The 13886-nt window shown below is 37.9% G+C and carries 11 protein-coding genes; all 11 read left to right on the top strand.

What is annotated here, in order from left to right:
- Positions 1–53 precede the first annotated feature (53 nt).
- The 11 genes from CPHY_RS19925 to CPHY_RS19875 all read left to right on the top strand — a co-directional run bounded on the left by CPHY_RS19925 (position 54) and on the right by CPHY_RS19875 (position 13862).
- Positions 54–3464 carry a DUF6240 domain-containing protein gene (locus CPHY_RS19925; RefSeq protein WP_012201846.1) on the top strand — a complete coding sequence of 1137 codons (3411 nt, stop codon included), beginning with the start codon at positions 54–56 and terminating at the stop codon, positions 3462–3464.
- Positions 3465–3484: 20 nt separating this feature from the next.
- On the top strand, positions 3485–4993 hold the full coding sequence (locus CPHY_RS22365) for a flagellin N-terminal helical domain-containing protein (RefSeq protein ID WP_012201845.1): 1509 nt from the start codon (positions 3485–3487) through the stop codon (positions 4991–4993).
- 53 nt (positions 4994–5046) lie between these two features.
- Positions 5047–5526 carry a flagellar export chaperone FliS gene (locus CPHY_RS19915; RefSeq protein WP_012201844.1) on the top strand — a complete coding sequence of 160 codons (480 nt, stop codon included), beginning with the start codon at positions 5047–5049 and terminating at the stop codon, positions 5524–5526.
- 620 nt (positions 5527–6146) lie between these two features.
- Positions 6147–7613: an anthranilate synthase component I gene (gene trpE / locus CPHY_RS19910; RefSeq protein ID WP_012201843.1), complete on the top strand. Its 1467-nt coding sequence runs from the start codon at positions 6147–6149 to the stop codon at positions 7611–7613.
- Entirely contained in the window at positions 7610–8182 is a 573-nt protein-coding gene (locus CPHY_RS19905) for an anthranilate synthase component II (RefSeq protein ID WP_012201842.1), read from the top strand. Before trpE ends, CPHY_RS19905 begins: the two co-directional genes overlap by 4 nt.
- An 8-nt stretch (positions 8183–8190) precedes the next feature.
- A complete protein-coding gene (gene trpD, locus CPHY_RS19900; RefSeq protein ID WP_012201841.1) occupies positions 8191–9201 on the top strand; it encodes an anthranilate phosphoribosyltransferase in 1011 nt (336 codons plus the stop codon).
- Positions 9202–9204: 3 nt separating this feature from the next.
- Complete coding sequence (trpC, locus tag CPHY_RS19895) at positions 9205–10020, top strand: indole-3-glycerol phosphate synthase TrpC (RefSeq protein ID WP_012201840.1); 816 nt, start codon at positions 9205–9207, stop codon at positions 10018–10020.
- Positions 10021–10126: 106 nt separating this feature from the next.
- Complete coding sequence (locus tag CPHY_RS19890; RefSeq protein ID WP_012201839.1) at positions 10127–10783, top strand: phosphoribosylanthranilate isomerase; 657 nt, start codon at positions 10127–10129, stop codon at positions 10781–10783.
- A gap of 34 nt (positions 10784–10817) precedes the next feature.
- The gene (gene trpB, locus CPHY_RS19885) at positions 10818–12002 is read left to right on the top strand and encodes a tryptophan synthase subunit beta (protein WP_012201838.1); all 1185 of its coding nucleotides are present in this window, start codon (positions 10818–10820) and stop codon (positions 12000–12002) included.
- The gene (gene trpA / locus CPHY_RS19880) at positions 11995–12768 is read left to right on the top strand and encodes a tryptophan synthase subunit alpha (RefSeq protein ID WP_012201837.1); all 774 of its coding nucleotides are present in this window, start codon (positions 11995–11997) and stop codon (positions 12766–12768) included. Before trpB ends, trpA begins: the two co-directional genes overlap by 8 nt.
- A 233-nt stretch (positions 12769–13001) precedes the next feature.
- Positions 13002–13862 (top strand): ABC transporter permease, encoded by an 861-nt coding sequence (locus CPHY_RS19875; protein WP_012201836.1) that lies wholly within the window; start codon positions 13002–13004, stop codon positions 13860–13862.
- Positions 13863–13886 lie beyond the last annotated feature (24 nt).

Below are 13886 nucleotides of genomic sequence, written 5' to 3'. Positions count from 1 at the left end.
TATCGCTCTCAACTATTAATTTTGAGTTCGCAAATGCGAACATGGAGATAATCATGAATATGAATGGGATTTATGCAACTGGAAATCAACAAAAAAATCAAGTAGAAACAATTTCTAAGGAGAGTACAAATCATCCGGCTTATGAAGTGGGCCAGATACTAGAAGGCACAGTCTTAGATGTTTCAGATCAGATTTCCATCAACTTTAGTGGACGAGAATGCAAGTTCTCGAAAGAAACAGTCCCAGATGCCAAGGAAGGCGAAATTAGAAAATTTAAGATAATGGATGTATCGAAGAATGGTATTGTTCTAAAGGAAATTGGAAGTGCAGAGAAACAGGAGAACAAAAAAGAGGTAACTCTATTGTTTACTCAGGTTGATGCGGGAAAAGGAACGGTTTCGACGTTTCAGAATGGAGAAACTTCGGTAAAAGAAGAGGAACAGGATCTTAAGCAGACTGCTACTTGTATGACCGAGGATGATTATCACGAATTATCAGAAGAAGGATTTACCATCGAGGACTTTAATCAGGAGCGTCTCGCACGAGCCTTAGAACGAATTAAATCACAGAAGGTACTAAGAGAAGATTCTTTAAATGCTCAGAAAGAAATAATGAAAAAAACCAGGGAGATGGCTGAAAAGGTTGCAAGAGCATGTATTCCTGATACGAGTATGGCAAAGCAGATTGTAGACCGTTTATTAAATGCAGATTTACCTGTAACAGCAGAGAACGTGGAGCAGATTGCAAATGCAATGAAGATTGCATCTTCACCGAAGTTAGCACCTTCAGGGAATGGTCTAAGTGAAAACACGATGACTTACTTGATACAAAATAACCTTAAGCCAACCATTGAAAGTATCTATAAAGCAGAACATAGCGGAAATGTTACACAAAAACTTGATAAAGAGGAAGCTTTTCGTGAGTTAGAAGATGCAGTTAAGCAAATTCTAAAAGAAGGAGATATTCCGGTAAAGGAAGAGACTTTACAAGAAGCAAAGTGGTTGTTTGAACGAAATTTACCAATCACAAGTGAAAATATAAGGTACAAAATGAGTTTATCTTCGATTAAGCCAGAAGATCAAGAAAACATGGCACTTACCGGAGCAGTCAATGCATTAAAAGCTGGAAAAGACCCAAGGCAAGGTGTACTCCTATCTATGGAGGAGGATAAGTTTAAGGATTTTATAGAGAATATCCATCAAATCTCAGAAGAAACGATAGATAAGGCTACAACCTACTTAAAGAATGAGAAAGCGAACAATCAAAGTCTTGATAAATTAAGCCTAAAGTTTCTTATGCAGATACAAAATGGTGAGATAAAAAGTGATATAGAAGGAGCAAACAACTTACAGGTGGATGCAGATACCAACAATATAGCCGCCATCACCGCGAAAAGGCAGCTAGAGGAGATACGATTAAAGTTAACAGTCGAAGCTTCCTTACGGCTATCAGCGAAAGGTATTTCTGTGGAAACAGAAAGTATAGCAAAAGTTGTTGAGGGATTAAAGCAACTGGAAGAGGAATATTATGAAAAACTCGGAAAAGAAGTTGGTTTTGATACAAGCGCCCAAATAGATTTATTAAAGCAGACCGTATCGACAGTGGATACATTAAAGCAGTCGTCTGCAACTGTTCTTAGTTCCACCTTTACAATTAGGCAACAGGTGTCGCTTAACAGGCTGTACGATACTAGTTTTGGAGAGAGTGAACAGTTAAAAAATGCGAAAGAATCCTATGAACAGTTAATGACTTCACCTCGCGCAGATATGGGGGATTCTATTAAAAAAGCATTTGCATCTGTAGATTCACTCTTAAAAGAGATTCAACTTGATACAACAACTGCGAATCAGAGAGCTGTTCGTATTCTAGGATATAACAACATAGAAATTACACAGGACAACGTCTTAGCTATGAAGGCTTATGATGCTAAAGTTTCAGAAGTAATAGAAGGATTAAAACCATCTGTCACAGCCTCCTTAATAAAAGATGGGGTTAACCCGCTTACCATGAACCTAGATGAGCTATCTAGCACATTAAAGGAATACTTAAAAGACAATGGAACAGACAGTACCGACGGATTTGCAAAGTTTTTAGTAGAGCTTGAGGCGAATGAAGAAATTAGCCCACCAGAGCGTGAATCCTACATTGGAATCTATCGACTACTTCATCAGATACAAAAGTCTGATGGTGCTGCAATTGGTGCCGTCGTTAAGGCGGGAGGAGAACTGACCCTTAAAAACTTATTAACATCAGTTCGTACCTTAAAGCATGGATCAATGGATGAACGCATTGATGACGATTTTAGAAGTCTTACAAAAGCAACAGGGTATAGTAATTCGATAACGGCGCAAATTGATGCTGCATTCTATGGCGAAAAGTTGGTTCGAGAAATTCAAAAAGAGATTACTCCAGATGCATTAAAGGAAGTAATGTCTTCGTCGGATACATCCGTCTTTGATAGTAACTTAGAGGAATTATCAGAAAAGCTAACAAAAGTTCAAGGACAGGTTTCTCAAAATAAGATACAGAATAGTCTAGAGTCTGAGAAACTTGTGGAGGAATCCCTTAACAAGGAGGATTTACTTCACAAAACTAATATACATGAGAGTAACCAATTAGAGCAAATACGAGAAATATCCAATAACAGCAATGAGGAGTTACGCTTCCTAAAAGATTATGGTTTGTCAAATAGCATTCATAATATTGCTGCTACAAAAGAACTTTTAAACCAGAATGATAGTATTTATAAAAATGCATCTAAATACTCTCAAAAGAAAAGCATAGAAGAGTTAAATAAAGATATCATTGATTCCATCGATAACAGAGAGACATTGGTGTCTTCGTTAGAGGAGTTTTACCATTCCTTTTCGGAAGCTTCCGATGAGGTTCTTTTAGAAGCAGAGGTTACTGCAAATCAGGTATTAGAGATAAAACAGCTAAAATCTATGATTAGGTTAAATCAAGGGCTAAATAAAAAAGAGCATTATAATATCCCATTAATAACGAAGGATTCTATTACCAATATTAATCTAACGGTAATTCATGGGACTACGAACGAGGGAAAGGTGTACATATCTTACCCATCTAACACGTTTGGAACGATTCAAGCAGAGCTATATGCAAGCGATGAAAATGCGAAATGCTTTATCACAGTGGAGGATAGAGCTGCTTTAGAAAACTTGAAAGAGAATCAAGAATTGTTGCTTGAAGCATTGAAAAATCAGGATATTTCAATTTCATCGATAAACATTGCAATAAGATCAAATACCGCACAGGGTTATCTTTATAAGAGCGGGAAGTTTTATAGGGAAGCACAGTTAGAATCTGCTACGGAAAAGGTTAACGACAATTCATTAACACCGGAAGCAACAGAAAACAAATATAATACCGAAAAGTTATATCTTGCAGCAAAGACAATAATACAGAGTCTCCAGAAACTAGAAGTTTCGAACGAGAAGGAATAAGAAAGGATGTAGGCAAAGAGATGAGAATAAATCATAATATTTCAGCACTTCACGGTAATAACCAATTAAAAATTAATAATAATGCATTAGATAAGAGTTTAGAAAGATTAAGCAGTGGTTACCGAATCAATCGTGCAGCTGATGATGCGGCAGGACTTGCTATCTCAAGAAAAATGAAAACACAGATTGAAGGTTTAGAGCAATCTTCAAGAAATGCTTCCGATGGTGTATCAGTTATACAGACAGCAGAGGGTGCATTAAATGAGGTTAATGCAATGTTACAGCGTATGAGAGAACTCTCAGTGCAAGCTGCAAACGGTACCAACACTGCAGAAGATCGCTTGGCAATTCAAAAAGAGATTAACGCGTTAAACAACGAAATCACCCGTATTTCAACAGACACTGAGTTCAATACAAAACCTTTATTAAATGGAAATTTAGATTGCCAGAGTTATTCCAATACCTCTGATGTGGAAATGATTTCTCTATCCGATAATGTAGATGCAAAAGATTATAACTTTATTATAACTGGGGATGCAAGACAGGCAGTTATGACTGGAATGCAATTAGGTGGACTTTCTGATCAAATTGCTGATGATCAGGCAGGCGTTATTAATATTAATGGTATAGAGATAAAAATTAACGCTGGTGATACCATGGAGCAGGTATTTGAAAAGCTTCGTGGAGCCTGTGACACAATGAATATTAAAGTGTTTGCTCAGGTTGGTACATCCGTAAATCCAGACTATGATGGATTTGCTGGCTATGAGAGTGGACCGATTGATAATGGTTCCCTTGTATTTATGACAAAGGAATATGGTTCCAATCAGACAATTGAGATGCATTGTGATAACGATAAACTAAGCGGCTTATTAGGTATTAGCAGTGGTGGTGCGAAAGCTATTGGTGTAGATGCAAAAGCGACGTTAGGAAATGGTTTTTCCTCTACTGCTACGGCTTCTTGCAGTGGCAACATTATCACAGTAACAGACGGTGACGGCTTTGAAATTAAATTTAAGGCTACTCCTGGAGCAGCTAAAACTGCATTTACTGATCAAACAGTAAATAATGATGGAGCAAGCATAACAGATGGTGCTGGTTCTGATAATGTTTCTATTACAGTTTTACAAGCTGGACCTATGGATCTTCAGATTGGTGCCAATGAAGGACAAACGATGGAAGTACGAATTCCTCGTGTAGATACTTATACTCTTGGAACAAATATTGTAAATGTTTGTACTCAGGAGGGAGCTTCTAGTGCAATTTCCATTCTAAGTAAAGCGATTACTATGGTAACTGATATTCGTGCAAAGCTTGGTGCATATCAAAATCGTTTGGAGCATGCGATTGCAAACTTGGATGTTGGAGCTGAAAATATTACGGAAGCTTTATCTCGTATCGAAGATACCGATATGGCAAAAGAAATGTCCTTATTTACTCAGAAAAACGTGTTAGTACAAGCAGGCACTGCTATGTTAGCGCAAGCGAATCAGAGACCACAGAATATTCTATCCTTATTACAAAGTTAATAGCTTCTAAAATCAATATGCGGTAATAATGGGAAACCAAGATTGGAGTGGCAATGAATAAGGATCGATTACGAGAGTTCGCTGTTAGAGTCACACAAGCAAACCAAAGCCAACTAATTGTTATTCTCTATGACATTTTAGAGGCAGACTTAGAATGTGCGACAGATGCAATTAACGCGAAGGATTATAAAATATACGAAAAAGAATTAAGACATGCAAGTCGTGTTATAAATCAACTCATGGGTGCCTTAGATTATCGCTATCCACTATCATACGATTTACTAAGTCTATATTCTTACTTAAATAAAAAGCTGGTTTGTGCCCAAATGTCACGAAGTAATCAAGACTTTCCAGAGATCCTTGATCTAATAAATGACTTAAGAGTTGGTTTTTTAGAAGTGAGTAAACAAGATAACTCAGGACCAATGATGCAAAACACACAGCAGATTTATGCAGGATTAACCTATGGCAAAGGTACTTTAAATGAATCAAGTTTAAATCCAAGTGATATTAATCGTGGGTTTAAGGCTTAAATAAGTAAAATATTTTACTTGACAATTGTATTATTTAGGAATATACTTTATCCAATTAAATCAGTAAATCCAAGAAATAGTAAAAACCGATGAGCAAGAGAAGTAGCTAGAGGAAGTCTTTACAGAGAGCCGTGGTTGGTGTGATACGGTAAGACAGAGGGTATCCTCGTAGAATTTAGTGAATGGACTTGTGAGGGTGGCTTGAAACCATATGGGAGTAGACGCCAACGGGGACCCTGTCCGTTATCAGTGGGGTGTATATGATGGTATACAAAGAGAGTGGGTGCATTGCACCAAATTGGGTGGTATCGCAGAAGTTTTAAGCTTTTGTCCCTTAGTCTAGGGGCAGAAGCTTTTTTTATTTATAGAAAATTATTCGACTTACCTATAAATCAAAAAACTTCCAGGGATACACACTTATCTTGTGGGGATCGAATGGTGAATTTCATTCACCAAGTGAATTTCATTCACCTTAGTGAATTTCATTTACCTAGATGAACTATATTCCCATAGATGAAGTGTCTTTGCTCCAAAGATAGAATTCTCTTTTTACCATGGATTACTGATTTTTTGTTTTTATGAAAATATAGAGTAATCATTGAAAAAGGAGGAGAACAGGAATGGTATTACCAAGGTATGAAGATTTGGCAGAGCTTTCATTTAAATTCCCTTATGTTCCGGTATATAAAGAAATTTATTCAGATCAGACCACACCAATCTTAGTGATGCAGAAACTATCGTTACACGCTAAAAACTATTATCTATTTGAAAGTGCAGAGGGAAATGAGCGATGGGGTCGCTATTCCTTTCTCGGATTTACCCCAGTACTAAAGCTGTTTGGCAAGGGTGGCAAGGTTTTTCTTAAAAAAGGTTTAGAGGAAGAAGCCATAGAGCAAACAGGAGACAGCATGCAGGCGATTCGAAGTCTCCTAAAGGAGTATAGAGCACCAAAACTTGAGAAGCTTCCATCGTTTTCCGGAGGGCTTGTGGGGTACTTTGGCTATGAAATGATAGGAAGAATGGAACCTAAATTACACCTTAGAGAGAGTGATTTTGAGGAGTTTTCCTTACAGCTTTATCTAGAGGTTATAGCATTTGATCATGTTAAACAAAAGATGTATCTGATTGATCATTATCCAACCAAGGAAGGAAGAAAAGGGTATGATGAGGCAGTTCTTCGTATCGAAGCCCTTGAAACCTTGTTAGTTGAAACGATACCGCCGGCCTTTCAGTTTAAGGAGGAAGCGCCTGTTTTTAAGAGTAATATAACGAAGAAAGAGTACCTTGCTATCATAGAGAAAACAAAGCACTACATTAGGGAAGGTGATATCTTTCAAGGAGTTATCTCAAGAAGGCTGGAGGCCACTTATAAGAATAGCCTAATGAATGCATATCGAGTATTAAGAACGGCGAATCCTTCTCCATATATGTACTTTATTCACTCTGGTGATATTGAAATTGCTGGTTCATCGCCAGAAACCTTGGTAAAAGTCATCGATAGAGAAGTAACTATCTTCCCAATTGCAGGGACTAGGCCCAGGGGGAGCACGGGTGAAGAAGACGAAAAATTGGAAAAAGAACTACTTGAAGATGAAAAAGAACTCGCGGAGCACAATATGTTAGTTGATTTGGCTAGAAATGATGTGGGAAGAGTGGCAGCTTATCAATCGGTTGTAGTTGAAGAATATCTAAAGGTGCATCGATACTCTAAGGTTATGCACATTACTTCAAAGGTTAGTGGAAAGTTAAGAGAAGATAAGGATGGCTGTGATGCACTAATTGCATCCTTTCCAGCTGGAACTTTGACTGGAGCACCAAAGATACGTGCTTGTGAAATCATAGAAGAGTTAGAAGAAAGTCCTAGAGGAATCTATGGAGGTGCCATAGGGTATTTTGACCTTTCTGGGAATCTGGATTTTTGTATTGCAATACGAACAGCGGTTAAGAAGAAAGATAGCGTATATGTTCAGGTTGGAGCTGGCATTGTGGCGGATAGTAATAGTGAACTTGAGTATGAAGAAACAAATCATAAGGCAGCGGCAGTTGTTGATGCATTACTTAGAGCAGGGGAGGTAGATAGGGTATGATACTTTTCATCGATAATTACGATAGTTTTACCTATAACCTTGTACAACTAATTGGGTCAATAGAAATGGCGGAAGAATTTCTGGTGGTACGAAATGATGAGATCTCTTTAGAACAAATCGAACAACGAAAACCATCTCATATCATCTTATCGCCGGGACCTGGAAAACCAAAGGATGCAGGAATATGTGAAGAAGTAATTAGAAAATTTCATAAAGAGATACCAATCCTAGGAGTATGTCTAGGGCATCAAGCAATTTGTGAGGTGTTTGGTGCGACAATCTCCTATGCAAAATCAATCATGCATGGGAAGCAGAGTGTGATAATGGTGGATTCAGAAAGTAAGTTATTCAGAGGACTTGAGGAAACATTTTCTGCTGCAAGATATCATTCTTTAGCAGCGGTTCGCGAAACAATACCGGAAGCCTTAAAAGTGACTGCGGTGACACAGGATAGTGAGATCATGGCAATTGAACATAAAGAGTATCCAATCTACGGAGTACAATTTCATCCGGAATCCGTACTTACACCGAATGGAAAGACGATAATGGAAAACTTTTTAAAGAAATGAGGTAAAGTATGATTAAAGAAGCGATTTATCAATTGGTGAATAAAGAGGATTTAAGCTATGAGGTAGCAGAACAGGTAATGGATGAGATTATGAGTGGAGAAGCCTCGAATGTTTTAATTGGCTCCTACCTTACTGCACTTCGTATGAAAGGGGAAACCATTGACGAAATAACAGCGAGTGCAGCAGGCATGAGAAAGCACTGTGTAAGATTACTTCATAATATGGATGTATTAGAAATCGTTGGGACGGGGGGAGATGAAGCAAATACCTTTAATATCTCAACGACTACAGGATTTGTTGTATCCGCAGCAGGGATTCCAGTTGCAAAGCATGGAAATCGATGTGTTTCAAGTAAATGTGGTGCAGCAGATGTGCTTGAAGCATTAGGGGTTAATATTATGCTAGCTCCACTTGAGAGTGCAAAGATTTTAGAAGAAATGGGCTTGTGCTTTATGTTTGCTCAAACCTATCATAGTGCAATGAAGTTTGTTGCACCAGTAAGGAGAGAACTTGGGATTCGAACAATTTTTAATATCCTTGGTCCGCTAGCAAATCCGGCTGGAGCAAATTTAGAGCTTTTAGGTGTTTATGAAGAAGCATTAGTAAAACCACTGGCCAGAGTTTTATTAAAGCTTGGAGTAAAACGAGGAATGGTTGTATACGGAAGGGATGGTTTAGATGAGATATCACTAAGTCACCAAACGGTATGTTGTAAGATACGAGATGGAAAACTATACGATTATATTTTAGAACCAGAGCAAATTGGATTAACAAAGTGCAAAAAGGAAGATCTTGTAGGTGGTTCTCCGGCAGAGAACGCAGCAATTACAAGGGCAATTTTAAATGGTGAAAAAGGGCCGAAAAGGGATGCAGTTATCTTTAATGCAGCTGCTTGTATCTATATGGTAAGAGACGATATTACATTACAAGAAGCAGCAAAAATTGCAACTGATATAATCGATAGTAAGAAGGCGATCCATCAGCTTGATAAATTTATTGAACTGTCAAATCGGAGGTGAGCCATGATTTTAGAAAAAATAGTAGAAACAACAAAAGATAGAATCAATCAAGAAAAGCGAAGACTTCCGGAAGAAGTTATAAAAAAGAGCGCAACCGAGATGGCTATCAAGCAAGGATTTGGTAGTTCTTCTTCCATATCACGAGACAAATTTTTTTTTGAAGAAGTCATGAGTAGACCGGGTGTTAATTTTCTTTGTGAGATTAAAAGGGCATCTCCTTCAAAAGGTATGATAGCAAAGGATTTTGATCCAGTATTCATAGCCAAAGAGTATGAAGAAGGCGGTGCTGCTGCAATTTCAGTGCTTACGGAACCCACCTTTTTTCTTGGAAAGGATGATTACCTGATGGAGGTAAAAAAAGAAGTAGGTATTCCTGTACTACGAAAAGACTTTATCCTAGAAGCTTATCAGATTTACCAAGCGAAACTACTTGGTGCGGATTGTGTCTTACTCATAGTATCCATCTTAACAGAGGAGCAGTTAACCGGATTTCTGAAAATCTGCGATGAACTGGGGCTAAGTGCATTAGTGGAAACTCATAACCAAGAGGAAGTAATGAGGGCTCTTCAATGTGGAGCAAGAATAATCGGTGTGAATAATCGAAATTTATCAACCTTTGAGGTATCAATTGAAAATAGTTTAAAGTTACGTACGCTTGTTCCAAAGGAGGCTATCTTTATTGCAGAAAGCGGGATTTCTACACCAGAGCAGATAAAAGAGCTTAAGGAAGCGGGTGTAAACGGAGTTCTAATCGGTGAGACGCTAATGAAAGCATCAAATAAAAAACTAATGATACGAAATCTTAAAAGTCTACTTTAGGGAATGGGGAAAGAGTAAATATAGTTTTTACACGGTAAGTTTATGTCTATGTTGTAGCAATAAACCCATGGTGGGAAAAAACAGTGCAGTAATGAGGGGAATGTGAATGAAAACAAAGATTTGTGGATTAAAGTCTCTTCGTGAGATTGAAATTGTGAATAAGTACGCTCCAAATTATGTGGGATTTGTATTTGCGGGTGTGAAAAGAAAAATTGATGAAGAGGTTGCCTCATTATTGCGAAGAGAGCTATCAAGCGAGATTCAAGCTGTTGGTGTTTTTGTAAATGAATCTATAGAAAGAATAGCTAAGATGTGTGAGAAGAACACAATACAGCTAGTGCAGCTTCATGGAGACGAAGACAGGGATTACATCAATGCTTTAAAACTAGAGGTAGGAGCGCCTATTATAAAGGCCGTTCGAGCTCAATCCGTAGAACAAATTTTAGAAGCACTTACTTTGCCATGCGATTATTTTTTATACGATACGTATAGCGAACATAGCTATGGAGGAGAGGGCAAACGGTTTGATGAAACGATATTAACCGAAGTTTATAAAGAGAGTTCTAATAATGAATTTAAGAAGTATCTGCAAAAGCCTTATTTTATAGCAGGAGGATTAACAGCACAAAACGTGAGACTTTTGGATAGTAGGCTAGAGCCTTATGGAGTAGATGTAAGCAGTGGAGTAGAAAGTATGGGACAAAAGGATGAAGAAAAGGTAAAGGAGTTTTTATTTGCCGCTTGGCGGTGGAATGAAAATTAATATCAAAAAAGCGTACGCGAGAATGGAGGACAATATGAAAGAAGGAAGATTTCATCAATATGGCGGTCAATATGTACCAGAAACATTAATGAATGCGGTGTTAGAGGTAGAAAAGGCATACGAGTATTTTAAAAAGGATCCTGATTTTTGTAAGGAACTAGAGACCTTATACCATGAATATGCAGGAAGGCCATCGTTGTTATATTACGCTAAGAAAATGACCGAGGATCTTTCTGGGGCTAAAATTTACTTAAAGCGAGAGGATTTAAATCATACGGGTTCTCACAAAATTAATAATGTACTAGGTCAGGTATTATTGGCAAAAAAAATGGGTAAGACACGTGTCATAGCAGAAACTGGAGCCGGCCAACATGGTGTGGCGACAGCAACAGCCGCAGCACTTATGGGACTGGAATGTGAAATCTTTATGGGAAAAGAGGACACAGACCGACAGGTACTGAATGTCTATCGAATGGAACTATTGGGAGCTAAGGTGCATCCAGTAACCTCAGGAACTATGACTCTTAAGGATGCAGTAAACGAAACGATGCGTGAGTGGACGAAGAGGGTAGAGGATACTCATTATGTTTTAGGGTCTGTTATGGGACCTCATCCTTTCCCAACAATTGTTCGAGATTTTCAGAAAGTGATTGGTAAGGAAATCAAAGCTCAACTACAGGAAGTGGAAGGAAAACTTCCAGATGCAATCGTTGCCTGTGTTGGTGGAGGGAGTAATGCTATGGGAGCATTTTATGAATTCCTAAATGATCCTAGTGTAGCTTTATATGGTTGTGAGGCAGCAGGACTTGGTGTAAATCATCCTAAAAATGCAGCTACCATCGCAAATGGAACAGAAGGTATTTTCCATGGAATGAAATCTTATTTCTGCCAGGATGAATATGGTCAAATTGCTCCTGTTTACTCTATTTCTGCGGGTCTTGATTACCCTGGAATCGGACCGGAGCATGCTATGTTACATGATACCAATCGGGCAACTTATGTACCAGTTACGGACGATGAAGCGGTGGAGGCATTTGAATATCTTTCAAGAACAGAAGGAATTATACCTGCAATAGAGAGTGCTCATGCTGTTGCATACGCAAAGAAGTTAGCGCCAACGATGGGGAAAGACAGTATCCTTGTGATAAATATCTCAGGACGTGGAGATAAGGATGTTGCTGCGATTGCTAGATATAGGGGGGTGAAATTATATGACTAGGATAGAACAAGCATTTACGAAGGGAAAGGCACTTATTACCTTTATTACAGGTGGAGATCCAGGAATTGAAGTCACAGAAGAATTGATTGTTAGTATGGCAATGGAGGGAGCGGACCTAATTGAGATAGGAATCCCATTTTCTGATCCGATTGCGGAAGGCCCTATTATCCAGGAGGCAAATGAAAGAGCATTAAAGGCGGGGGCAACCACAGATTTGCTGTTTGATATGATAGGAAGGGTAAGGAGCAAGGTATTGGTACCATTAGTGTTTATGACTTATATAAACCCTATCTATACCTACGGTGCAGATCGATTTTTAAGGCGTTGCAAAGAAGTTGGTATCGATGGAGTAATTGTACCTGACCTTCCTTATGAAGAAAAGGAAGAGCTACTTCCTCTTTGTAAATTACATGATATTACATTAATATCGATGATAGCACCAACCTCAAAGGAAAGAATTCAAACCATACTAAAGGAAGCAGAAGGTTTCTTATACTGCGTTTCTTCTCTTGGGGTAACCGGAGTAAGAACAGAGATAGGAAGTCAAGTGGATTACATGATAAAAGAGGCGAAGAAGGTAACCGATATTCCTTGTGCAGTTGGGTTTGGAATTTCTACACCAGAACAAGCAAGGGAGATGGCAGAGATATCCGATGGTGTAATTGTCGGCAGCGCAATTGTAGATATTATTGCAAAGCATCAAGAGCAGTGTGTTCAGCCAGTGACTGATTTTATCAAAGTATTAAAGAAATCAATTTGTAAGTAAGTGTTTAGCCATACTTGTCAAGGGGAAGTATCATGGTATATGATAGAACTTGACAGTATGGCTAATTTATTTGGTGGAAACGTGTTTTATTAATATTTAGGTAGGGTTATTTCTATGATAGATATCAACTGTAATATGTTGTTGGTTATTTTTATGATAGAAATCAACTGTAATGTGTTGTTGGTTACTTCTATGATAGAGGTCAACTGTATTGTGTTACAGTAGGTTTATCTATGATAGAAACTACTGCAATGATGTTACAATATGCATCGTCTTACAAGCATGACAATGACCAAGCAGAAATGAGGGTATGGATGAAAGACTTTAATAAGGATGTACATAAAAGATATATAACTTTGCTTGCAATTGCAATATGGCTAATATTGTGGCAAGTAGCAAGCATAGTGATAAATAGCAATATATTAATTGCTTCCCCCATACAAGTAGTGACTACTTTAGCGAAATTAATTTTTGAAAAAAGTTTTTGGTTTAGCATCTCATCTTCTTTTCTAAAAATAAGCCTAGGATTTATTTTAGCGGTAGTAACTGGTGTATTATTATCACTTGGGGCTTATCATAATGTATTTTTAAAAGAGTTTTTTACGGTTGCGATGAGAGTGATTAAATCCATTCCAGTTGCTTCATTTGTAATATTAGCTCTTTTATGGGTGAGGGCAAGAAACCTATCGATATTAATTTCTTTTCTTATGGTTCTTCCTATTATCTACACGAATGTGTTAAAAGGAGTGGAATCAGCAGACCAAGGTTTACTTGAAATGGCGGCAGTTTTTCATATGAGTGGACTTAGAAAGTTAAAATTTATCTATCTTCCAGCCGTGATGCCATATTTTGTTTCTGCTTGTTCGGTAGGTTTGGGCTTTTGTTGGAAATCAGGGATTGCTGCAGAGGTAATTGGTTTACCAAACAACTCAATTGGTGAGCAACTATATGAGGCTAAATTATATCTTATGACAAAAGAGATGTTTGCTTGGACTGTTGTGATTATAGGAATTAGTGTAGTATTTGAAAAGCTTATTCTTTTGCTTATAAATAAATTAAACTATGCCTTAACCAAAGAAATGTTAGAAAGATAGGGAATCGGAGTGTGCAATTAAATT

This window comes from Lachnoclostridium phytofermentans ISDg (assembly GCF_000018685.1).
In the GTDB taxonomy this organism is placed as follows: domain Bacteria; phylum Bacillota; class Clostridia; order Lachnospirales; family Lachnospiraceae; genus Lachnoclostridium; species Lachnoclostridium phytofermentans.
The sequence above is the reverse complement of the archived record's forward strand: the minus strand, read 5'-3'. Positions and strand labels throughout refer to the sequence as shown.